Annotated in this window: 18 protein-coding genes; 14 read left to right on the forward strand and 4 right to left on the reverse strand. The window is 69.9% G+C overall.

What is annotated here, in order from left to right:
* The first annotated feature begins 5 nt into the window (after positions 1–5).
* From DFR41_RS12620 to DFR41_RS12645, 6 genes are all read left to right on the forward strand, one after another.
* Positions 6–977, forward strand: a complete 972-nt coding sequence (locus DFR41_RS12620) for a Bug family tripartite tricarboxylate transporter substrate binding protein (protein WP_114802934.1) — start codon at positions 6–8, stop codon at positions 975–977.
* The gene (locus DFR41_RS12625) at positions 974–2,314 is read left to right on the forward strand and encodes a sulfatase family protein (RefSeq protein ID WP_114802935.1); all 1,341 of its coding nucleotides are present in this window, start codon (positions 974–976) and stop codon (positions 2,312–2,314) included. Before DFR41_RS12620 ends, DFR41_RS12625 begins: the two co-directional genes overlap by 4 nt.
* 132 nt (positions 2,315–2,446) lie before the next feature.
* Positions 2,447–2,959 carry a hypothetical protein gene (locus tag DFR41_RS12630; protein WP_114802936.1) on the forward strand — a complete coding sequence of 171 codons (513 nt, stop codon included), beginning with the start codon at positions 2,447–2,449 and terminating at the stop codon, positions 2,957–2,959.
* Between the two features lie 184 nt (positions 2,960–3,143).
* On the forward strand, positions 3,144–5,837 hold the full coding sequence (locus DFR41_RS12635) for a hybrid sensor histidine kinase/response regulator (RefSeq protein WP_211322581.1): 2,694 nt from the start codon (positions 3,144–3,146) through the stop codon (positions 5,835–5,837).
* A 243-nt stretch (positions 5,838–6,080) separates the two neighbouring features.
* Positions 6,081–6,710: a TRAP transporter small permease subunit gene (locus DFR41_RS12640; protein WP_114802938.1), complete on the forward strand. Its 630-nt coding sequence runs from the start codon at positions 6,081–6,083 to the stop codon at positions 6,708–6,710.
* Between the two features lie 20 nt (positions 6,711–6,730).
* The gene (locus DFR41_RS12645) at positions 6,731–8,593 is read left to right on the forward strand and encodes a TRAP transporter large permease (RefSeq protein ID WP_114802939.1); all 1,863 of its coding nucleotides are present in this window, start codon (positions 6,731–6,733) and stop codon (positions 8,591–8,593) included.
* A gap of 196 nt (positions 8,594–8,789) precedes the next feature.
* Here DFR41_RS12645 and DFR41_RS12650 read toward each other — a convergent pair whose 3' ends face one another.
* The 4 genes from DFR41_RS12650 to xseB all read right to left on the reverse strand — a co-directional run bounded on the left by DFR41_RS12650 (position 8,790) and on the right by xseB (position 13,085).
* A complete protein-coding gene (locus tag DFR41_RS12650; protein WP_017762306.1) occupies positions 8,790–9,872 on the reverse strand; it encodes a TRAP transporter substrate-binding protein in 1,083 nt (360 codons plus the stop codon).
* A 149-nt stretch (positions 9,873–10,021) separates the two neighbouring features.
* Positions 10,022–11,875, reverse strand: coding sequence for a 1-deoxy-D-xylulose-5-phosphate synthase (gene dxs, locus DFR41_RS12655; RefSeq protein WP_114802940.1), 1,854 nt, complete (start codon positions 11,873–11,875; stop codon positions 10,022–10,024).
* A 20-nt stretch (positions 11,876–11,895) separates the two neighbouring features.
* Entirely contained in the window at positions 11,896–12,831 is a 936-nt protein-coding gene (locus DFR41_RS12660; protein WP_114803112.1) for a polyprenyl synthetase family protein, read from the reverse strand.
* Positions 12,831–13,085 (reverse strand): exodeoxyribonuclease VII small subunit, encoded by a 255-nt coding sequence (gene xseB, locus DFR41_RS12665; protein WP_017759083.1) that lies wholly within the window; start codon positions 13,083–13,085, stop codon positions 12,831–12,833. Before xseB ends, DFR41_RS12660 begins: the two co-directional genes overlap by 1 nt.
* A gap of 268 nt (positions 13,086–13,353) precedes the next feature.
* Between xseB and DFR41_RS12670 the strand changes: the two genes are divergently transcribed.
* The 8 genes from DFR41_RS12670 (at position 13,354) to DFR41_RS12700 (ending at position 21,925) form a co-directional block, all read left to right on the forward strand.
* On the forward strand, positions 13,354–14,517 hold the full coding sequence (locus tag DFR41_RS12670) for an aromatic ring-hydroxylating oxygenase subunit alpha (protein ID WP_043117725.1): 1,164 nt from the start codon (positions 13,354–13,356) through the stop codon (positions 14,515–14,517).
* 51 nt (positions 14,518–14,568) lie between these two features.
* Positions 14,569–15,492 carry a DMT family transporter gene (locus tag DFR41_RS12675; RefSeq protein WP_114802941.1) on the forward strand — a complete coding sequence of 308 codons (924 nt, stop codon included), beginning with the start codon at positions 14,569–14,571 and terminating at the stop codon, positions 15,490–15,492.
* Positions 15,493–15,556: 64 nt separating this feature from the next.
* Positions 15,557–16,465 (forward strand): sulfurtransferase, encoded by a 909-nt coding sequence (locus DFR41_RS12680; protein ID WP_114802942.1) that lies wholly within the window; start codon positions 15,557–15,559, stop codon positions 16,463–16,465.
* 5 nt (positions 16,466–16,470) lie between these two features.
* Positions 16,471–17,103 (forward strand): DUF2796 domain-containing protein, encoded by a 633-nt coding sequence (locus DFR41_RS27980; protein WP_244917734.1) that lies wholly within the window; start codon positions 16,471–16,473, stop codon positions 17,101–17,103.
* Complete coding sequence (locus DFR41_RS27985; RefSeq protein WP_244917735.1) at positions 17,100–17,804, forward strand: ABC transporter ATP-binding protein; 705 nt, start codon at positions 17,100–17,102, stop codon at positions 17,802–17,804. Before DFR41_RS27980 ends, DFR41_RS27985 begins: the two co-directional genes overlap by 4 nt.
* The gene (locus tag DFR41_RS12690) at positions 17,801–19,060 is read left to right on the forward strand and encodes an ABC transporter permease (RefSeq protein WP_017759004.1); all 1,260 of its coding nucleotides are present in this window, start codon (positions 17,801–17,803) and stop codon (positions 19,058–19,060) included. The genes DFR41_RS27985 and DFR41_RS12690 overlap by 4 nt, the downstream gene beginning before the upstream one ends.
* A 5-nt stretch (positions 19,061–19,065) precedes the next feature.
* Positions 19,066–19,671: a DUF3299 domain-containing protein gene (locus DFR41_RS12695; protein ID WP_017759003.1), complete on the forward strand. Its 606-nt coding sequence runs from the start codon at positions 19,066–19,068 to the stop codon at positions 19,669–19,671.
* Positions 19,672–19,885: 214 nt separating this feature from the next.
* Positions 19,886–21,925 carry a DUF3300 domain-containing protein gene (locus tag DFR41_RS12700; protein WP_114802943.1) on the forward strand — a complete coding sequence of 680 codons (2,040 nt, stop codon included), beginning with the start codon at positions 19,886–19,888 and terminating at the stop codon, positions 21,923–21,925.
* The last annotated feature ends 6 nt before the right edge of the window (positions 21,926–21,931 follow it).

Consider the following 21,931-nt stretch of genomic DNA (forward strand, 5'->3'; position numbering starts at 1 on the left):
CACCCATGAGTCCACGCAGAACATTCCACCGCTTCGCCGCGGCCCTGGCCCTTGCCGCCCTGGCAGGCACAGCCTCCGCGCAGCCGGCACTCGACGGCCCCCTGCGCATCGTCGTCGGCTACGCCCCCGGCGGCGCCACCGATCGCGTCGCCCGCATCGTGGCCGACCGCCTCACCGCCAAGCTGGGCGTGCCCGTCGTGGTGGACAACAAGGCAGGCGCGGGTGGCCGCCTGGCCGCCCAGCAGGTCAAAAACACGCCCGCCGGCCAGAACGTGATCATGGTGGCCAACCCGGCCGTCATGGTGGTGGCGCCGCTGGTCTTCAAGGACAACGGCTACGACCCGGAGCGCGATTTCCAGCCGCTGTCCAACGTCAACAACTACGAGTTCGGCCTGGTGGTGGGCAGCGCGGTGCCGGTCAAGCAGTTGTCGCACCTGCTGGCCTGGATGAAGGCCAACCCCGAGAAGGCCAACGTGGGCGTGCCGGCCACCGGCAGCCTGCCGCACTTCTTCGCGCTCATGCTGGGCCAGAAGGCGCAGGTCAAGACCGAGGTGGTGGGCTACCGCGGCTCTTCCACGGTGATGACCGACCTGATCGGCGGCCAGATCCCCATCGCCGTCGACACCTTCGACGTGCTGCTGCCGCAGCATGAATCGGGCAAGGTGCGCATCCTGGCGGTCTCGAGCGCCAAGCGCTCGGCCTTCGCACCCGACGTGCCCACCTTCAAGGAAGCCGGCCTGGACATCACGGCCGTGGGCTGGAACGCCTTCTTCGCCCCAGCCTCGATGCCGCGCGACAAGGCCGACCGCCTGGCACGCGAGATCCACGACGTGATGCAGGAACCCGACACCCAGCGCAAGTTCACCGACGCCAGGATGCAGCCGGTGGTCAGCACCCGCGCCGAAACCGAGGCGATGCTCAAGGCCTTCCGCGCCCAGTGGGCACCTGTCGTCAAGACCTCGGGCTACCAGCCATGAACGCCACCACCACCGCCGGGGCTGGCCGCCCCAACATCATCTTCATCGTCGCCGACGATCTGGGCTACGCCGACCTGGGCTGCTACGGCGGGCGCGACGCGCCCTTCGGCAAGGTCTCGCCAGTGCTGGACCAGCTGGCTGCGGACGGCCTGCTGCTGACCCAGGGCTACGCCAATTCGCCCGTGTGCTCGCCCACGCGCTTCGGCATGATCACCGGCCGCTACCAGTACCGGCTGCGCGGCGCCGCCGAGGAGCCGATCAACAGCAAGAGCCGCGGCAGCACCACGCTGGGTCTGCCACCCTCGCACCCCACCCTGCCCTCGCTGCTCAAGGACGCCGGCTACCGCACCGCCCTGATCGGCAAGTGGCACCTGGGCTATCCGCCCGCCTTCGGGCCGCTGCGCTCGGGCTACGAGGAGTTCTTCGGGCCGCTGTCGGGCGGGGTGGACTACTTCACCCACTGCGACAGCCGCGGCACGCACGACCTGTTCTTCGGCGAGGACGAGAGGCACGACGAGGGCTACCTCACCGACCTGTTCTCCCACCGCGCCGTGGACTACGTCGAGCGCATGGCCCCCGGCGATGCGCCCTTCTTCCTGAGCCTGCACTACACCGCGCCGCACTGGCCCTGGGAAACGCGCGAGGACGCTGGCCGCGCCCCTGCCGTCAAGGACAACCTGTTCGACTTGGCCGGCGGCAACATCCACGTCTACCGCCGCATGATCCACCACATGGACGAAGGCATCGGCTGGATCGTGGACGCCTTGCGCCGCACCGGCCAACTGGACAACACCCTCATCGTCTTCACCAGCGACAACGGCGGCGAGCGCTTCTCGGACAACTGGCCCCTGGTGGGCGGAAAGATGGACCTGACCGAAGGCGGCATCCGCGTGCCGTGGATCGCCCATTGGCCGGCCACCGTCGCCCCCGGCAGCCGCAGCGAGCAGCTGTGCATGACCATGGACTGGTCGGCCACCATGCTCGACGCCGCTGGCGTCGCCGCAGATCCCGAGTACCCGCTGGATGGCGTCTCGCTCATGCCCGTGCTGCGCGACCCCGCCGCCACCTTCGCGCGGCCGCTGCACTGGCGCATGAACCACCGCGGCCAGCGCGCCCTGCGCGACGGCCGCTGGAAGTACCTGCGCGTGGATGGACACGACTACCTGTTCGACATCCCGGCCGACGAACGCGAGCGGGCCAATCTGGCGCCGCGCGAGCCCGCCCGACTGGCCGCCATGCGCCAGCAATGGGAAGACTGGAACGCCACCATGCCGCCCATCCCCGAGGACGCCACCGTCAGCTTGGGCTACTCGTACAAGGACATGCCGCAGCGCTGAGCGCACCCGCTGGCCGGAAAGGCCTGCGCCTTCCTAGAATCCTCCGAGGCACCCGGCCCGCCCCATTCCGGTGGCGCTGCGCCTGCAGCCCCTGGCGCGGGGTGGCGGTGCCATCCGCATTGGGAGGACGCGATGCAACCGCTGAGCTTCGGCCGCTGGGAACACTGGATGCTGGCATCGGCCGTGGTCATGGGGCTGGCGGCCCTGGCCTGGCGCCTCTGGGATGGATCGCGCGCCTGGCGGCAGCGCCACCACCGCATCGACACGGCCCGCTCGCGCTCGGGCACCCTGGCCATGCCGCTGCAAGGCGGCAACGCCAGCGCCATGGCCAGCCCGCCCGCACCACCGCCCGCGGCGGCCCGGCCCGCGCCCCACAGCGCGCTGTACGACAACCCGCATCCGACGCTGCGCATCCAGTACACGGACATCTACGGCCAGGCCTCGGACCGGGTGATCACGGTGGAACGGCTGGATCTGTACCGCCAGGTCATCGTCGCGCGCGGCACCGGGCGCGAGGACCTGCGCACGCTCTCCATCGGCCGCATCCGCATCGCGCGGGACGCCGGCACCGGCGCCCACTTCAGCCTGGGCCAGTGGATCGACCGCATGCGCAGCCGCCAGGCCGGAACGGCCCACGACGCGTGATCCGCTGACATCGGCACACCGGCGGCGCCACCATAATCCGGCCGCACTTCCGCGACCTATGCGTGCCGCATCCGTCCCCACCCACTGGCCCTTCGTCCGAGGCGAATGCGCCGCCCTCGCGCGCGCGCTAACCCATGACTGCTGCCCCTTGGGGCCGCCCGAGCAATGGCCGCCGACGCTGCGCATGCTGATCGACATGATGATGCCGTCGCAGGCGGAGATCGTGCTCTTCTGGGGCCAGGACTACGTCGCCTTCTACAACGACACTTACGCGCCCACCATCGGCAACAAGCATCCCGCCGCCTTCGGCCGGCCCGCGCGGGAGCACTGGAGCGAACTCTGGGACGACCTGCAGCCGCTGCTGGACCGCGTGCTGCACTTCGGCGAGACGGTGGCCGCCCAGGACCGGCCCTTCCGCATCAACCGCCACGGGCAGATGGAGGACGTGTTCTTCGACATCTCCTACTCGCCCGTGCGCGAGCATGACGGCCGCATCTGCGGGGTGCTGTGCATCGTCAAGGAGACCACCGCCCGCGTGAACGCCACGCGCCGCCTGGCCGCCAGCGAAGCCCACCTGCGCGAGATGGAAGAGCAATGGCGGCTGGCCCAGGCGGCCGGCGGCGTGGGCGTGTTCGTGCTCGACATCCCGGGCGACACCGTCACTGCCTCGCCCGGCTTCTACCGCGCCTTCGGGCTGCCGGCCCATGCCGCGCCCGTGCCCTCCTCGGTGCTGGAGAGCCTGAAGGTGCCCGGCGAGGCGGAGGGCATGTCCGACACCCGCAGCCGCAGCGATGGCAGCGCCCCGCTCGATGTCGAGTACCGCATCCGCCGCGCCGACGACGGCCGGCTGCGCTGGATCTGGCGCCGCGCCGAGATCGTGCGCGACAGCACCGGCACGCCCTTGCTCATGCGCGGCGTGGTGCAGGACGTGACCGTGCGCCACCTGGCCCAGGCCACTCTGCGCGAAAGCGAGGCGCGCTTTCGCGCCCTCGCCCAGGCCGTGCCCAACCAGGTGTGGACGGCGGGGCCCGACGGCGCGCTGGACTGGGTCAACCAGCAGGTGCTCGACTACACCGGCGCCCGCCCGGACGAGCTTCTTGGCCACCGATGGCTGGCGACCCTGCACCCCGAGGACCACTCCTCGATGCGTGCCGCCTGGGCCCGTGCCTGCACCGGGCTGACGTCCTACAGTACCGAGCTTCGCCTGCGCCGCTACGACGGCCGCTGGCGCTGGCAGCTGGTGCGCGCGCAGCCCGTGCAGGGCGGCGACGGCAGCGTGCGCTGGATCGGCACCACCACCGACATCGAGGACCAGAAGGCCGCACAGGCGCAACTGGAGGCCATGAACTCCACCCTGGCGCAGCGGGTGGAGGAACGCACGCGCGACCGCGACCGGCTGTGGCAGCTGTCCACCGACGTGATGGTGATCGCCGACCTGGGCGGCCGCATCCTGCACGTCAACCCGGCCTGGTACGCCATCCTCGGCTGGCGCGAGGAGGAACTGCTGGGTGGCCAGTTGCTGGACTATTCGCATCCCGAGGACCTGGCCGCTGCCGAACGCGAGTTCGAGCGACTGGCGCAGGGCATCCCCACGCTGCGCTACGAAGGCCGGATGCGCCACCGCGACGGCAGCTACCGCACGCTGTCGTGGACGGCCGTGCCCGACGCGCCCTATCTGCATGCGGTCGGCCGCGACGTGACGGCGCTGCGCGAGTCCGAGGCAAGGCTGCGCCACAGCCAGAAGATGGAAGCCATCGGCCAGCTCACCGGCGGCATCGCGCACGACTTCAACAACATGCTCCAGGGCATCACCGGCGCCATCGAGGTGATGCGGCGGCGCGTGGCCAAGGGCCAGACCGAGGGGCTGGAGCGCTTCATGGACAGCGCCACGCAATCGGCTCACCGCGCCGCCTCGCTGGTGCAGCGGCTGCTGGCCTTCTCGCGCCGCCAGTCGCTCGATCCGAAGCCGCTGGACGTCAACCATCTGGTGCGCTCCATGGAGGAGATGCTGCGCCGCACGCTGGGCGAGCATGTGCGCCTGGACGTGGCGCTGGATACGCAAGCCTGCCTGGCCGTCGGCGACGAAAGCCAGCTGGAGAGCGCCATCCTCAACCTGGCCATCAACGCACGCGACGCCATGCCCTCGGGCGGCCTGCTGCGCATCGCCACCGCGCACCTGGCGGTGAAGGACGGCGAAATGGAGCCGCTGCGCCCTGGCCACTATGTCCGCATCACTGTGGCCGACACCGGCAGCGGCATGCCGCGCGACGTGCTGGCCAAGGCCTTCGACCCCTTCTTCACCACCAAGCCCATCGGCCAGGGCACCGGGCTCGGGCTGTCGATGGTCTATGGCTTCGCCCAGCAGTCGGGCGGCCATGTGCGCATCGACAGCGTGCCCGACCAGGGCACCCGCGTGGACCTGTACCTGCCCTGCTCCAACGAGCCGCCCGCCGAGCAGCCGGAGGCGAGCCGCGATGCAGGCAGGCCGCTGGCGACCGAGGGCGAGGTCGTGCTGCTGGTGGAGGACGACCCGGGCGTGCGCCTGCTGGTTCGCGAGGTGCTGGTCGATCTGGGCTACCAGACGCTGGAGGCCGCCGACGGCCCATCGGCACTGCCCATCCTGCAGTCGAACCGCCGCATCGACCTGCTGGTGAGCGATGTCGGCCTGCCAGGCCTCAACGGCCGGCAGGTGGCGGAGATCGCCCGCCAGCAGCGGCCGGGCCTGCGGGTGCTGTTCATGACCGGCTATGCCGCACGCGCCGCGATCCGGTCGGAGTTCCTCGCGCCCGGCATGGACATGATCGCCAAGCCCTTCGACATCGAGGAACTCATCGAGCGCATCCGCGCGATGGTGGGACGCGGCCCGACCGAGCGCTGAGTCCTTGCGCACCCGCACCCCGCGGCACTGCCGAAACCGACCCTGCGAAGACCGCGCAGCCCGCGGTCCAGAACGCGCTGCCGGGCGCTGCTGAAGGCCCGCGCTGATTGGGGGGTCGCCTCATGGTCGACGCGGCGCGGCCCCTTAGAATCCGCCCGCCTTTCGCACCCGGCTCGCGGCCCACAACGCCAGCGTGCCGGGTGTGTTCGTATCTGAGAGGCCCAATTCAAAAATGGAGTAGACATGCAAGGCTTGCTGAGGCTCTCGCGCACCATCGACTGGCTCAATGCGCAGGTGGGCAAAGTCGTGATCTGGCTGATCATGGCGTCGACCGCCATCAGTGCGCTCAACGCGCTGGTGCGCTACATCTTCAACACCAGTTCCAATGCCTTCCTTGAAGTGCAGTGGTACCTGTTCGCCTGGTCCTTCCTGGTGGCTGCGGGCTTCACGCTGCTCAACCGGGAGCATGTGCGCATCGATGTGCTCAACAGCCGCCTGCCCAAGAAGGCGCAGATCTGGATCGACATCGTGGGCTTCACGCTCTTCCTCACGCCGGTGTGCCTGCTGGTGCTGTACTACACGGTGCCCATGACGATGCAGAAGTTCGCCTCGGGCGAAATGTCGGGCAACCCCGGCGGACTGATCCGCTGGCCGGTGTGGCTGGCGCTGCCGATCGGTTTCACCCTGCTGCTGCTGCAGGGCTGGTCCGAGCTGATCAAGCGCATCGCCTTCCTCACCGGCGATGGCCCTGACCCGACCGTCAAGCCCGGCGAGAAGACCGCCGAGGAAGAACTGGCCGAGGTGCTGCGCCAGCGCGCCGAAGCCGACGCCCGCAATGCCAACGCGGCCGCCACGGCGCCGCAGGCCCGCTGAACCGCACGGGAGTACACGACGTGGAGTTCATCACCGCCAATTTCGCCCCGATCATGTTCGCGGGGCTCATCTGCTTCCTGCTGCTGGGATTCCCGGTGGCCTTCAGCCTTGGCGCCTGCGGGCTGACCTTCGGCATCATCGGCATCGAACTGGGGGTGTTCCAGTCCTCGGTGATGGCCTGGCTGCCGCAGCGCCTGATCGGCATCATGGCCAACGACACGCTGCTCGCGGTGCCCTTCTTCACGCTGATGGGGCTCATCCTGGAGCGCAGCGGCATGGCTGAGGACCTGCTCGACACCGTCGGGCAGGTGTTCGGCCCCATGCGCGGGGGCCTGGCGCTGGCCGTGGTCTTCGTCGGCGCGCTGCTGGCCGCCACCACCGGCGTGGTGGCCGCCTCGGTCATCTCGATGGGCCTGATCTCGCTGCCCATCATGCTGCGCTACGGCTATGACCGCCGCTTCAGCAGCGGGGTGATCGCGGCATCGGGCACGCTGGCCCAGATCATCCCGCCCTCGCTGGTGCTGATCATCATGGCCGACCAGCTCGGCAAGAGCGTGGGCGACATGTACAAGGGCGCCTTCGTGCCGGCCTTCATGCTGGTGGGCTGCTATGTGCTTTACGTGGCCTTCCTCGCCATCTTCCGGCCCGCCAGCGTGCCGGCGCTGCCCGCCGAGGCCCGCATCTACCGCGAGCCCGACGGCAGCGGTGGCTATCGCTCGCTGCTGGTGCTCATGGTCATCTCCTTTGTCGTGTCGGTGCTGGTTGCGCGCCACCTGACCGACGTGCACAGCTGGTGGAGCGGCCAGACGGTGACCTCGGTCGCCACGGACGAAAAGGTGGTCGTGGCGATGTGCGGCGGCACCTTCGTCGCGCTGGTGATCGCCCTGCTCAACAAGTACCTGCGGCTAGGGCTGCTGTCCAGGCTGGCCGAGCGCGTGACCTTCGTGCTCATCCCGCCGCTGCTGCTGATCTTCCTGGTGCTCGGCACGATCTTCCTGGGCATCGCCACGCCGACCGAAGGCGGGGCGATGGGCGCCATCGGCGCGCTCATCATGGGCTGGGCGCGCGGGCGGCTGGACATGACGCTGCTCAAGCAGGCGTTGGCCGCCACCACCAAGCTCGGCAGCTTCGTCATGTTCATCCTGATCGGCGCTACCATCTTCAGCCTGGTCTTCCAGGCGGCGGACGGGCCGATCTGGGTCGAGCACCTGCTGGCCAGCCTGCCGGGCGGCCAGGTGGGCTTCCTGGTCGCTGTGAACCTGCTGATCTTCTTCCTGGCCTTCTTCCTGGACTACTTCGAGCTGTCGTTCATCGTGGTGCCGCTGCTGGCCCCCGTGGCCGACAAGCTGGGCATCGACCTGATCTGGTTCGGCGTGCTGCTGGCGATGAACATGCAGACCTCCTTCATGCACCCGCCCTTCGGCTTCGCGCTGTTCTTCTTGCGCTCGGTGGCGCCGGACAAGCCGTACGTGGACCGCGTGACCCGCACCGTGATGCAGCCCGTCACGACCATGCAGATCTACAAGGGCGCCATTCCCTTCGTGCTGATCCAACTGGTCATGGTCGCCGTGATGATCTCGTTCCCGAACCTGGTGACAGGCAGCCTCGACAAGGTGCAGAGCTACGACCTGAAGAGCATCGGCGACCAGATGCGCGAGAGCCTGCAGCCCCAAGGCGGCGAGGCCTCGCCGGACGCCGGTTACGGCAGCGGGGAAGAGCCCTACGGCGGCACGCCCGCGCCGGGCGGTGACTCGGCCCCCGCGGCACCGGCTTCCCCGGAGGCGGCACCCGCCGCACCCGACGCGGACGCGCCGGCGTCCACCCCGGACGATCCGGTCAAGGCGATGGAAGAGGCGCTCAAGCGGGCGCAGCCTTCCAACTAGCCGCCACCTGCCCGCCCGCGTCCAGTGCGGGCGCCTGCGCCGGATGTCGTGCCTCGAGCGACGTCGGCGCGGGCCTCACGGTCATCACCGAGGGCCATGACGACAGACGCAAAAAAGCCGCGCACTGCGCGGCTTTCTTGTGTGTGCATCGAGTCGTCGAGCCCGCCCTGCGGCAGGCTCGGTGCCCGCACCTTCGTCAGATCTTGACGCCGTTCATGTACTGGTTGAACGGGTACTCCGAGAAGCGGTTCCACAGGATCTGGTCGCGCTGGAAGGCGCGCATGCTCTGGTGGATGGCCTTGAACTCGGGCGACTTGGCTTCGTGGTCGGCGAAGACTTCCATCGACGACTTGAAGCCCGCGTCCATCACGGCCTTGGGGAAGGCCTTCAGCTGGGTCTTCTCGGCCACCAGCTTCTTCAGCGCGATGGGGTTGTAGGCGTCGTACTTGGCGGTCATGTCGGTGGCGGCTACGGCCATCGCAGCGTTCAGGATCGCCTTGTTCTCGTCCGACAGTGCATTGAACTTCTTCACGTTGATGAAGAACTCCAGGTCGGCGCCGCCTTCCCACCAGCCGGGGTAGTAGTAGTAGGGCGCGACCTTGTTGAAGCCCAGCTTGGCATCGTCGTAGGGGCCGACGAATTCGGCCGCATCCAGCGTGCCCTTCTCGAGGGCCTGGTAGACGTCGCCGGCCGGCATGTTCTGCGGCACCACGCCGAGCTTCTGCATCGCCTCGCCGAACACGCCGCCGCCCATGCGCATCTTCAGACCCTTGAGGTCCTCGACGGTCTTGATTTCCTTGCGGTACCAGCCTCCCATCTGCGTGCCGGTGTTGCCGGCACTGGCGGTGCGGAAGTTGTACTTGGCGAAGAAGTCGTCGAGCAGCTTGCGGCCACCGCCGTAGTCCTTCCAGGCGGTGTTCTGGCGCGCGGTCAGGCCGAAGGGCACGGCGCAGCTGAAGGCGAAAACCGGGTCCTTGCCGGTGAAGTAATAGGCGGCGGACTGGGCCATCTCGATGGTGTCGCCTTGCAGCGCATCGACGACGCCGAAGGCCGGCATCAGTTCACCGGCGGGGTGCACGGTGATCTCGAACTTGCCACCCGACATGGCCTTGATCGTCTTGGACAGCATTTCGGCGCTGCCGAAGATGGTGTCGAGCGAGCGAGGGAAGCTCGATGCGAGGCGCCAGCGCACTGCGGCCTGCGCGTGCACCGCTGGCGCCACACCGGCGGCCAGGACACCAGCGAGGCCGGCATTTTTGATGATGGAACGACGATCCATGAGCTTGACTCCGTTGAACAGCTGAAATACGAACGCGGCCCGTGGCCGCGTTGTCGACTCTGAAGAGGGCCGATTCTAAAAAGATGCACCCGGCAGCCCCGTGGGGTTTCCCCTTGCGGTGCCCGGAACGCGCCCGCGCAGCGCGCGGATCAGGCACTGCCGAAGCGCGCCTCGATGGCGCTGCGGATGCCCGCGGCATCCAGCCCCAGCCCGGCCAGCAGGCGGGCCGGGTCACCATGCTCGATGAAGCGGTCGGGCAGGCCCAGTTGCAGTACGGAACGCTGGATGCCCGCGGCCTGCAAGGCCTCGAGCACGGCGCTGCCCGCACCGCCCATGATGGCCCCCTCTTCGATCGTCACCAGCGCCTCGTGGCCCTCGGCCACCTCGCGCAGCAACGCCTCGTCCAGGGGCTTGGCCCAGCGCATGTTGACCACCGTGGCGTCCAGTGCCTGGCCGGCCTCCAGCGCCGGGTACAGCAGCGTGCCGAAAGCCAGGATGGCGATGCGGTGGCCCTGGCGACGCACTTCACCTTTGCCATACGGGAGGGCATCGAGCGACAACGCAGGCACGGTACCCACGCCCGCGCCGCGCGGATAGCGCACCGCCACCGGATGGTTCTGCGCAAAGGCTGTGGACAGCAACTGCCGGCATTCGGCCTCGTCCGCCGGGCAGGCCACGGCCATGTTGGGCACGCAGCGCAGGAAAGGGATGTCGTAGGCCCCCGCGTGCGTGGCGCCATCCGCCCCCACCAGGCCCGCGCGGTCCAGCGCAAAGACCACGGGCAGGTTCTGGATCGCCACGTCGTGGATGAGCTGGTCGTAGGCGCGCTGCAGGAAGGTCGAGTAGATGGCGACCACCGGCTTCAGGCCCTCGCAGGCCAGGCCGGCTGCGAAGGTCACGGCGTGCTGCTCGGCGATGCCCACGTCGTAGTAACGATCGGGAAACTTCTGCTCGAACTCCACCAGGCCCGAGCCCTCGCGCATGGCAGGCGTGATGCCCACCAGCCGGCCGTCCTTGGCCGCCATGTCGCACAGCCACTGGCCGAAGACCTGGGTGAAGGTCTTCTTCGGCGCAGCAGCGGGCTTGACCAGGCCGATGGACGGGTCGAACTTGCCGGGCCCGTGATAGGCCACCGGGTCGGCCTCGGCCAGCTTGTAGCCCTGGCCCTTGCGCGTGACCACATGCAGGAACTGCGGACCCTTGAGCTGCTTGAGGTTCTCCAGCGTGGGGATCAGCGAGTCGAGGTCGTGGCCATCGATGGGGCCGATGTAGTTGAAGCCGAACTTCTCGAACAGCGTAGCCGGCACCACCATGCCCTTGGCCTGCTCCTCCAGCCGCTTCGCGAGCTGGAACAGCGGCGGCGCCGCCTTGAGCACGCTCTTGCCGACCTCCTTGGCCGCCGCGTAGAACTGCCCGCTCATCAGCTGCGCCAGGTAGCGGTTGAGCGCACCCACCGGCGGACTGATCGACATGTCGTTGTCGTTCAGGATCACCAGCAGCCGGGCGTCGTCGTACACGCCCGCGTTGTTCAGCGCCTCGAAGGCCATGCCGGCGGTCATCGCGCCATCGCCGATCACGGCGATGGCATGGCGCGTCTCGCCCTTCTGGTGCGCGGCCAGGGCCATGCCCAGGGCGGCGGAGATGCTGGTCGAGGAATGGGCTGTGCCGAAGGTGTCGTAAGCGCTTTCGGTGCGCTGCGGAAAGCCGGAGATGCCGCCCTGCTGGCGCAGCGTGGGCATGCGCTCGCGCCGGCCGGTGAGGATCTTGTGCGGATAGGTCTGGTGGCCCACGTCCCACACGATGCGGTCCTCGGGCGTGTCGAAGACGTAGTGCAGCGCCACCGTGAGCTCCACCGTGCCGAGGTTGGAGCTGAGGTGGCCACCCGTGCGCGACACGTTGTCGAGCACGCAGGCCCGCACCTCGTCGGCCAGCTGGCGCAGCTGCTCGCGCGGCAGCCGGCGCAGGTCGGCGGGATCGTGGATCGTGGGGAGAAGAGGTGCCATGGGGCGATGTTCGAAAAAAGCTACCGGTCGCGCGCAACGACCATGTGGGCCAGGGCGGCCAGGGCGGCGGTGTCGGCCAGGCCGCTGGCATCGAGCGCGGCCAGCGCCTGGGCCAGCAGGCGGTCGGCTTCGGCGCGGGCGCCGTCCAGGCCCAGCAAGGCGACGTAGGTGGGCTTGTCGGCGGCGGCATCCTTGCCGGCCGTCTTGCCCAGGGTGGCGGAATCGGCGGTGACGTCGAGCACGTCGTCCACCACCTGGAAGGCCAGGCCAATGGCCGCGCCGAAGGCGCGCAGGCCGTCGGTGGCCACGGCGGACAGTTCGCCAGCGCAGGCCGCGCCCATCTCGACGCTGGCCTGCAGCAGGGCACCGGTCTTGAGGCGATGCATCTCGCGCAGCTGCGCCTCGCCCAGCCGCCGGCCGACGCTGGCCAGATCGATGGCCTGGCCGCCGGCCATGCCGCGGGCACCGGCGCCACGCGCCAGCAGCGCGACGAGTCGGGCCTGTACCTGCGCAGGCACCGCCACGGCGGTGCCGTCCAGCGGCGCGATCAGCTCGAAGGCCTGGGCCTGCAGCGCGTCTCCCGCCAGCAGCGCGCCCGCTTCGCCGAAGCGCACATGCACCGTCGGCTTGCCCCGGCGCAGCACGTCGTTGTCCATGCAGGGCATGTCGTCGTGCACGAGGGAATAGGCATGGATCAGCTCGACGCCGCAGGCGGCGCGCAGGGCCGCGTCGTCCAGCCATGCGGGCGCTCCGACGGAGCCCGCCGCCCGCGCGGCGGCCAGCACCAGCAGTGGCCGCAGGCGCTTGCCGCCATCGAGCACCGCGTAGCGCATGGGCTCGGCCAGCGAAGCCGGCGCACCGGCGCCCACCCATTGCTCGAGCGCAGCTTCCACACGCGCCAACTGCGGGCGCATCCAATCCGCGAGCTCGGTCGACGTCCAGGCAGTCGCAGCCATCAGGCGCCTGCCCATGGCTTGAGGTTGCCGGCGTCCAGCACCTTGATCTGCTCCTCGACGGCCTGCAGGCGCTCGCGGCAGAAGGCCAGCAGGCGGGCGCCGCGCTGATAGCCGGCGAGCAGCTGGTCGAGGGGAAGCTGGCCCGATTCGAGCGCGGCCACCAGTTGCTCCAGTTCCTGCAGACCCGCCTCGTAGCTGGCAGGCAGGTCGGCGGTGTCGGGCGCAGGCGCGGCTGCGGGGGCGGCCTTGGGCATTCGGAAGGTTGTCGGAAGGTGAAACGCGCGATTCTAGGAGGCCCCGTCCGGGGCGCCTGTCGGCCATCGGCGGGACCGCCGCCTTCGCCGGTCGCGGTCATCGGCGCTGGATAAAACCGGGGTACAATTCGCGCTCATTCCCTGTGCCGGCGCCAGCCGGCTTCGTTTTTTCTGCCCAATCCTCAAGGAGGCCACCCCTTCCGGGCGGAGCAAAGCAGGGGTTTCCACTTCGCGTTACCTCCCTGTGGGGAGCTTGGTCAGGTCACCCATGTCTGATTTAAGTCTTCGACTGCAGCAGGCTTCGAGCCAACTTCCGGTCTCCAGCTACTTCGACGAGGCGCTCTATGCGAGCGAAATGGAAACACTCTTCAAGCAGGGCCCACGCTATGTGGGCCACAAGCTGTGGGTGCCCGAGGCCGGCAGCTACCACACGCTGCCCCAGGAAGGGGAAGGCCGTGCGCTGGTGCACACGCCGCGCGGCGTCGAGCTCATCTCCAACGTCTGCCGCCACCGCCAGGCCGTGATCCTTCGCGGCAAGGGCGAGTTGCCGCGCCAGAGCGGTGGTCACATCGTCTGCCCGCTGCACCGCTGGACCTACAACGCCGCCGGCCCCTCCCCCACCGGCACGCTGCTGGGCGCGCCGCATTTCGCCCAGGACCCGTGCCTCAACCTGCACACCTATGGCCTGCGCGAATGGAATGGCCTGCTGTTCGAGGACAACGGCCGCGACATCGAGGCCGACCTGGCTGGCATGGGCCCGCGCGCCCACCTGAACTTCGACGGCTACGTGCTCGACCGCGTCGAGATGCACGAGTGCAACTACAACTGGAAGACCTTCATCGAGGTCTATCTGGAGGACTACCACGTCGGTCCTTTCCATCCAGGCCTGGGCAACTTCGTGACCTGCGACGACCTGCGCTGGGAGTTCAAGCCGCAGTATTCGGTGCAGACCGTGGGCGTGGCCAACCGGCTCGGCCGTGCCGGCAGCCCGGTGTACGAGCGCTGGCATGACGAGCTGCTGCGCTACCGCAGCGGCCGCCCGCCCGAGTTCGGCGCCATCTGGCTGACCTACTACCCCCACATCATGGTGGAGTGGTACCCGCATGTGCTGACCGTGTCGACGCTGCATCCCATGGGCCCGCACAAGACCATGAACGTGGTCGAGTTCTACTACCCCGAGGAGATCGCCCACTTCGAGCGCGAGTTCGTCGAGGCGCAGCAGGCTGCCTACATGGAGACCTGCATCGAGGACGACGAGATCGGCGAGCGCATGGACGCCGGGCGCCTCGCCCTCTTCCAGCGTGGCGACAACGAGGTCGGCCCCTACCAGAGCCCGATGGAAGACGGCATGCAGCACTTCCACGAGTGGTACCGCACGCAGATGACGGCCAGCGCCGCGGCGCGTGCCTGCCTGGGCAACGCCCGCGGCTGAGCCGCCCCGGACCCCCACCGATCGACGCCAGACAGGAGACCCGCCCCGCGCATGCAAAGCCTCTGGATGGTCGCTTCGGCCCTGTTCTTCGCGACCATGGGCGTGTGCGTGAAGATCGCCTCGGCCTGGTTCACCAGCGGCGAGCTGGTGTTCTGGCGCGGGGTGATCGGCATGGTCTTCATCGCCGTGCTGGCGCGGCGCCAGAAGGTGTCGCTGGCCACGCGTTACCCGGGCATGCATGCCTGGCGCAGCGTGATCGGCACGGCCTCGCTGGGTGCGTGGTGGTATGCCATCGCCAAGCTGCCGCTGGCCACGGCCATGACGCTCAACTACATGAGCAGCATCTGGGTTGCGGCCTTCCTGGTCGGCGGCGCATTGCTGGCGTGGGCACCGGTGCCGGGGCGTGGCGGGCGCGTGCCGCTGCCGCCCATGCAGGGGCCGCTGGCACTCACGGTGCTGGCCGGCTTTGCAGGGGTGGTGCTGCTGCTCAAGCCCTCGGTGCACGGCACCGACGCCTTCGCGGGCCTGATCGGGCTGCTGTCGGGCATGTCTGCGGCCTTTGCGTACATGCAGGTGATCGCGCTGTCGCGCATCGGCGAGCCGGAGACGCGCACGGTCTTCTACTTCGCCGTCGGCTCCACGGTGGCCGGGCTGCTGTGGACGCTGTTCACCGGCTGGTCGGCCTGGTCGTGGTCGCATGCCATCTGGCTGCTGCCGGTGGGCGTGCTCGCCGCCCTGGGGCAGCTGTGCCTCACCCGCGCCTATGCCAGCGCGAAGACGCAGGCGGCCACGCTGGTGGTGGCCAACCTGCAGTACTCCGGCATCGTGTTCGCGGCCGTCTACAGCGTGCTGCTCTTCGGCGACCGCATCGACGCGGCGGGCTGGGGCGGCATCGCGCTGATCATCGGCAGCGGCATCGCCGCCACCGTGCTGCGCCAGCGGGCCGTGCCCAAGGCCCCGGCCGAGGAACACTGAGCGCGCTCAGGCACCGGGCAGGCGCCGGGCCCACAATGGCGGCTTCGCCCTCGGAGCCTTGCCGATGCACGACACCCTGATTTCCGTCGACCAGCTGCGCGCGCTGCAGGACAGCCACGCGCGGCTCATGATCTTCGACTGCAGCTTCGACCTGATGAAGCCGCATGCCGGCCGCGAGGCCTGGCTGCAGGCCCACATCCCCGGCGCGCTGCATGCCGACCTGGACCAGCACCTCAGCGCGCGCCATGGTGCGCCCGGCCATGACGGCCGCGTGATGGTCGCGCACGAGGCTGATCGGCCGGCCTCCGGTGGCCGCCATCCGCTGCCCAGCCGCGAACGCTTCGCGGCCTGGCTCGGCAGCATCGGCTTCGCCAACGACATGCAGGCCGTGGTCTACGACCGCAACGGCGCCAACTACTGCGGCCGCCTGTGGTGGATGCTGCAATGGGCCGGCCATGCCGCGACCGCGGTGCTCGACGGCGGCCTCCAGGCCTGGCAGGCCGCGGGCCTGCCGGTCGCCAGCGGCGAGGAGCCGGCGCACTTCCAGAGCAACTTCGTGCTGGGCGAGCCGCGCGTGAAGCTGGTCGACACCGCGGCCGTCCGCGCCGTCATGGACAGCGGCGCCGCCCCCATCGTCGATGCCCGTGCCGCCCCGCGCTACCGCGGCGAGGTGGAACCGCTGGACCCGATCGCCGGTCACATCCCCGGCGCGCTGAACCGGCCCTTCGTGGACAACATCGGACCGGACGGCCGCTTCAAGCCCGCCGACCAGCTGCGCGCCGAGTTCGAGGCGCTGCTGGGCGACCGCGCAGCCACGGGCGCGATCCACCACTGCGGCAGCGGCGTGAGCGCCGTCCCCAATGTACTGGCCGCCCGCATCGCCGGCCTGCCCGAGCCGGCGCTGTACGCCGGCAGTTGGAGCGAATGGAGCAACACCCCCGGCCTGCCCACCCGGCAAGGCCCCAACCCGTGACCTGCATGACCTTCCGCCGACTCACTGCCCTTGCGGCGCTCTCGTCCCTCCTGTTCACCGGTTTTGCCGCGCCCGCCTTGGCCCAGCAGAAGCCCGCCCCCCGCGCCCAGCATGCCCATGTGCATGGCAAGCTGGAGCTGGACATCGCCATCGAAGGCACCGCCGTCACCATCGAAATGGAGGCGCCGCTGGACAGCCTTCTGGGCTTCGAGCGCGCGCCGCGCACCGACGCCGAGCGCGAGGCCGTGGCCAACATGGCCAGGCGCCTGCGCGCCGCCGACCAGCTCTTCGTGATCGACCCTGCGGCCGGCTGCAAGCTCGGTCCGGTGCAGCTCGATTCGCCCGTGCTCAGCGGCGACAAGCCGGCCGATCCCAAGGCCGCGGCCAATGGCAAGCCGGGCGATGCCAAGCCCGCCGCCAAGCCGACAGCCAAACCGGCCGAGGACGGCGACCATGCCGACCTGGACGCCAGCTTCGCCTTCAACTGCGTCGATGCCTCGCGCGCCCGCTACGTCGAAGTGCAACTCTTCGACGCCTTCAAGAACCTGCGGCAGATCGAGTCCGAGATCGTCGCGCCGCAGGGCCAGTTCAAGCGTGTGCTGCGCCGTCCCGCCACGCGGCTGACCTGGGACAAGTGAGCGCCGCCCCCGTCCTGGAGGCCCGGAGCCTGCGCTTCGGCTGGCCCGGCGCGGCCGCGCCCTGCATCGACATCGACCATTTGGCTGTCGCGGCCGACGAGCCGGTGTTCCTGTACGGCCCCAGCGGCTGCGGCAAGAGCACGCTGCTGTCGCTGCTGGCCGGCGTGCTGCTCGCCGACGCGGGCGAGGTGAGGCTGCTGGGCCAGGCGTGGTCAGAACTCGGCGGCAGCGCCCGCGACCGCCGGCGCGTGGACCATGTGGGCTACATCTTCCAGCAGTTCAACCTGCTGCCCTACCTGAGCGTGATGGACAACGTGCTGCTGCCGCTGCGCTTCTCGCCGCGCCGCCGGGCCGAGGGATCGCGCGCGCAGGCCGAGGCGCTGCTGGGGCGCATGGGCCTGGACGCCACGCTCTGGAACCGCAGCGCCCTGCAGCTGTCGGTGGGCCAGCAGCAGCGCGTGGCGGCGGCGCGGGCGCTGGTCGGCCGGCCCGAGCTGGTGATCGCCGACGAGCCCACCTCCGCACTGGACGAGGAGCGCCGCGAGGCCTTCCTCGACACGCTGATGGCCGCCTGCCAGGAGGCCGGCAGCGCGCTGGTGCTGGTGAGCCACGACCCGCGCATCGCGCAGCGCTTCGCGCGCCAGCTGCACCTGCCCTCGCTCAACAAGGCCGCGATGGCCGTTGCCGCTTCCGCCGCATGAAGACGCTGCTCGCCATCGCCGCCCGCAGCGCCTGGAACCGGCGCTTCACGCTGGCGCTCACGGTGTTCTCCATCGCGCTGTCGACGCTGCTGCTGCTGGGCGTGGAGCGCATCCGCACCGAGCTGCGCGACAACTTCTCGTCGGCCGTCTCGGGCACCGACCTGATCGTCGGCGCCCGCACCGGCAGCACGCAATTGCTGCTGTACTCGGTGTTCCGCATCGGCGCCGCCACCAACAACATGGGCTGGAAGAGCGTGCAGGACCTGCAGGCCCACCGCGGCGTGGCCTGGGTGGTGCCGATCTCGCTGGGCGACTCGCACCACGGCTTTCCGGTGCTGGCCACCACGCCCGAGTACTTCAGCCGCTTCCATTACGGCGACCGCCAGCCGCTCGCCATGCGCGAGGGCAAGCCCTTCGAGCAACTGTTCGACGCCGTGCTGGGCGCCGACGTGGCCGAGCAGCTGGGCTACCGCGTGGGCCAGAAGATCACGCTGTCGCACGGCAGCGGCGAGCTCTCGCCCGAGCATGCCGACAAGCCCTTCACCGTGGTCGGCATCCTGGCGCGCACGGGCACCCCGGTGGACCGCACGGTGCACATCGGGCTGGAGGCGATGCAGGCCATCCACCTCGACTGGGTGGCCGGCGTGCCCATGCCGGGCATCAAGATCCCGGCCGAGCAGGTGCGCAAGTTCGACCTCAGCCCCAAGAACGTGACCGCCGCGCTGGTGGGCCTCAAGAGCCGCGCCGCCGTGTTCGCCGTGCAGCGCTGGGTGGCCGGCTATACCGAGGAGCCGCTGATGGCCATCCTTCCCGGCGTGGCGCTGGACGAGCTGTGGCAGGTGGTGGGCGTGGGCGAGAAGGCATTGCTGGTGCTGTCGGGCCTGGTGGGCATCGTCAGCCTGGCGGGGCTGGTGTCGGTGGTGCTGGCCGGCCTGAACGAGCGCCGCCGCGAGCTGGCCGTGCTGCGCGCCGTGGGCGCGGGCGCACGCCATGTGCTGGCGCTGCTGGCGCTCGAAGGTGCACTCGTCACGGCGCTGGGGGTGCTGCTCGGCGCCATCGCCGCGGCCGTCGCACTGGCCCTGCTGGGACCGTGGCTGCAATCGACCTACGGGCTCGCACTGACGATCTCGGCTCCTACACTGAACGAATGGACCTTGCTCGGCGCCCTGCTGGCCGCCGGCTGGCTGGCCAGCCTGCTGCCGGGCTGGCGGGCCTATCGCCTGTCGCTCGCCGACGGGCTTTCCCCAAGAATCTGATCACCATGCCTTCTTCTTCGCGCTCCCTGCTCGCCGGCCTTGCGGCCGCCTTCGTGATGGCCTCGTCCCAGGCCGCCGGCCCGGCGCCCGAGGCCACCACGGCCACCAATCCGCTGGGCGGCAAGAGCAGCAGCCCTGCCAAGCCCGCCGCGGGCGCCAAGCAGATCACCTGGGTCGAGCTGGTGCCGCCGGGCTGGGACCCCTCCAAGGACTTCAAGGACATCGACCTGGGCAAGCTGGAGGACAACGACCCCCGCGCCGCCGAACTGCTGCAGAAGATGCAGGACGTGCTCAACAACGCCCCCACCAATGCCGCCCTCAACGGCGTGCAGGTGCGGCTGCCGGGCTTCGTGGTGCCGCTGGAGGAAAGCAAGGGCCTGGTGAGCGAGTTCCTGCTGGTGCCCTACTTCGGCGCCTGCATCCACACGCCGCCGCCGCCGGCCAACCAGATCCTGCACGTGCGGCCGCGCACGCCGGTCAAGTTCCGCGCCATGGATGCCGTGTGGGTCAGCGGCCCGTTGCGCACCGAGCGCAACGACTCGATGATGGGCGCCAGCGGCTACAGCATGACGGCGGAAGCCGTCACCAAGTACACCGAGGGCGGCAAGTAGGGCCCGCAGGTCAGCTTCCCGCAGGTCGTCTGGCCGCCGCGACCTACAGGTTTGCGCGGGCGACGCTGGCAGCGGCTGCCTGCCAGCACGGGAAACTCATCGACACCACTGGTCACACAGCCGAGGCGCCGCGGGTGCACCGCGACAGATGCGGCGCCGTTGACCAGGAACCGGAAGGACTTCTCGTCCTTCCGACCGATGGGGACTTCCAACCATGCCCGCTTTGCCATTCCTTGCCGCCGCGCCGCAGCCATCGCGCCCGGCCGCCACCCCCCGCCCGCTCTGGGCGGCCCTGACGCTGGCCCTGGCGCTCGGCGCCTGCAACCAGACGTCACCGTCGCCCGAAGCCCAGGCACCCGCTCCGGCCCCCGCCCCCGCAGTCCAGGCCGCCCCAGCCGCCGCGCCGGTTCCTGCGGCCTACACGCCACCTTCGGCCAATGAGCTGTATCGGCTGGTGGCGCCCATCGCGCTGTACCCGGACAAGCTGGTGGCCCAGGTACTGGCCGCCTCCACCTATCCCGACCAGGTGACCGCCGCCCACCAGTGGCTGATGCAGAACCAGCAACTCAAGGCAGGCCCGCTGGCCGATGCCGCCAACCAGCAGCCCTGGGATCCGAGCGTGAAGGGGCTGACCGCATTCCGGCGCGTGCTGGACCAGATGGCCGGCAACGTCGCGTGGACCACGGCGCTGGGTCAGGCCTACTACAACGACCCGACGGACGTGATGAACGCCATCCAGGTCATGCGCCAGCGCGCCCGCAGCGCCGGGGAACTCAAGAGCAGTTCGCAACTGAAGGTGGTGCAGAGCAGCGCGCCACCGGCGCAACCCGTCACGGTGCAGCCGGGGGTGGTGGTGCAGTCCACCCCGGTGGTGGTGGAGCCGCCGCCGACCTACATCACCATCGAGCCCGCCCAGCCCGACGTGGTCTACGTGCCGCGCTACGACCCGCAGGTCGTGTACGGCGCGCCTGTGCCCTACTACAGCGGCTACAGCTACACGCCGCCCCTGCAGGTGGCCGAACCCGTGCCGGTGCAGCCCGTGGTCGTGGGCGCCCTGGCCTTCGGCGCCGGTGTCATCGTCAGCTCGGCGCTGCAGCGACACGACTGGGGCTGGCGCAACTGGGACCTGCGCTGGGGCAGCCCGCCACCGCCCCCGCCGCCTGGTGGCTGGGGACGCGACCGGCCGCCGCCCAACTGGCAGCGGCCGGCCGTGGTCTACAACAACAACATCTACATGCCCCAGCCCGCGCCGGGCTACGGCCCCCCGCCCCGGCCGTGGGGCGGCCCGCCCCCCGGCGGTCCGGATCCACGCATGCTGGCTGTCCAGCAACAGCAACAGCGCGAACTGGCCGAGCAGGCCGCACGCCAGAGCCAGGAGCAGCAGCGGCAGACGCAACTGATGCAGCAGCAGATGCAGCGCGACCAGCAGATGCGCGACATGGCGCAACGGCAGGCCGACGAGCAACGCCGCGTGGCCGACATGCAGCGGCAGCAGGCCCAGCAGCAGCAGCGTCGACTCGCCGACCAGCAGCGGGACATGCAGATGCGGCAGCAGGCGGCCCAGGCACAAAGCCGCGAACAGCAGGATCGCATGCGCCAGGCCCAGCTGGAACGGCAGCGCCAACAGCAGGAGGCGCAACGGCAGCAGGCGGACATGGCACGCCGCCAGCAGGAGATGCAGCAGCGTCAGCAGCAGGACCAGGCCCATCGCCAGCAACAGGCCGTCGAAGAACAGCAGCGGCAGGCCCGTGCCCAGCAGGACCAACGCCAGGCGCAGGCGGAGCGTGACCGCCAGCAAGGGCAGATGCGCGACCAGCAGCGACAGATGCAGGAGCAGGCACGTCGGCAGCAGGAACAGGTGCAGCAGCAGGCCCAGGACCAGATGCGCCGGCAACAGGAGCAGCGCCAGGAGCAAGCGCGGCAACAGCAGCAGCAAGCCCAGGAGCAGGCACGCCGCCAGCAACAGCAGGCCCAGGAGCAGGTCCGCCAGCAGCAGCAACAAGCGCAGGAGCAGGCCCGACGCCAACAGCAGCAGGCGCAGGAGCAGATGCGCCAGCAGCAGCAACAGATGCAGGAGCGCGCCGGGCAACAGCAGCGGGAAGCACAGCAGCGGATGCAGGAGCAGATGCGTCAGCAACAGCAGCAGGCGCAGCAGCGCGCCCGCGAGGCCCAGCCGGGGCACGGCGGCGAACGGCGGGAAGGGCCGCCTGGGCCGGGCCGGCCGCCGCGTCCGGGCGAGCAGCCGCCGTCCTGACCACGG

Source organism: Pseudacidovorax intermedius, from assembly GCF_003350475.1.
Lineage (GTDB): Bacteria > Pseudomonadota > Gammaproteobacteria > Burkholderiales > Burkholderiaceae_C > Xenophilus > Xenophilus intermedius.

What these genes read in the sequence shown, in the direction of transcription:
- DFR41_RS12650 (WP_017762306.1), bottom strand. Translation starts at nt 9,872, where the DNA reads ATGGATCGTCGTTCCATCATCAAAAATGCCGGCCTCGCTGGTGTCCTG.
- DFR41_RS12630 (WP_114802936.1), top strand. Translation starts at nt 2,447, where the DNA reads ATGCAACCGCTGAGCTTCGGCCGCTGGGAACACTGGATGCTGGCATCG.
- DFR41_RS27980 (WP_244917734.1), top strand. Translation starts at nt 16,471, where the DNA reads ATGACCTTCCGCCGACTCACTGCCCTTGCGGCGCTCTCGTCCCTCCTG.
- DFR41_RS12660 (WP_114803112.1), bottom strand. Translation starts at nt 12,831, where the DNA reads ATGGCTGCGACTGCCTGGACGTCGACCGAGCTCGCGGATTGGATGCGC.
- xseB (WP_017759083.1), bottom strand. Translation starts at nt 13,085, where the DNA reads ATGCCCAAGGCCGCCCCCGCAGCCGCGCCTGCGCCCGACACCGCCGAC.
- DFR41_RS12640 (WP_114802938.1), top strand. Translation starts at nt 6,081, where the DNA reads ATGCAAGGCTTGCTGAGGCTCTCGCGCACCATCGACTGGCTCAATGCG.
- DFR41_RS12670 (WP_043117725.1), top strand. Translation starts at nt 13,354, where the DNA reads ATGTCTGATTTAAGTCTTCGACTGCAGCAGGCTTCGAGCCAACTTCCG.
- DFR41_RS12635 (WP_211322581.1), top strand. Translation starts at nt 3,144, where the DNA reads ATGCTGATCGACATGATGATGCCGTCGCAGGCGGAGATCGTGCTCTTC.
- DFR41_RS12675 (WP_114802941.1), top strand. Translation starts at nt 14,569, where the DNA reads ATGCAAAGCCTCTGGATGGTCGCTTCGGCCCTGTTCTTCGCGACCATG.
- DFR41_RS12625 (WP_114802935.1), top strand. Translation starts at nt 974, where the DNA reads ATGAACGCCACCACCACCGCCGGGGCTGGCCGCCCCAACATCATCTTC.
- DFR41_RS12700 (WP_114802943.1), top strand. Translation starts at nt 19,886, where the DNA reads ATGCCCGCTTTGCCATTCCTTGCCGCCGCGCCGCAGCCATCGCGCCCG.
- DFR41_RS12620 (WP_114802934.1), top strand. Translation starts at nt 6, where the DNA reads ATGAGTCCACGCAGAACATTCCACCGCTTCGCCGCGGCCCTGGCCCTT.
- dxs (WP_114802940.1), bottom strand. Translation starts at nt 11,875, where the DNA reads ATGGCACCTCTTCTCCCCACGATCCACGATCCCGCCGACCTGCGCCGG.
- DFR41_RS12680 (WP_114802942.1), top strand. Translation starts at nt 15,557, where the DNA reads ATGCACGACACCCTGATTTCCGTCGACCAGCTGCGCGCGCTGCAGGAC.
- DFR41_RS12695 (WP_017759003.1), top strand. Translation starts at nt 19,066, where the DNA reads ATGCCTTCTTCTTCGCGCTCCCTGCTCGCCGGCCTTGCGGCCGCCTTC.
- DFR41_RS12690 (WP_017759004.1), top strand. Translation starts at nt 17,801, where the DNA reads ATGAAGACGCTGCTCGCCATCGCCGCCCGCAGCGCCTGGAACCGGCGC.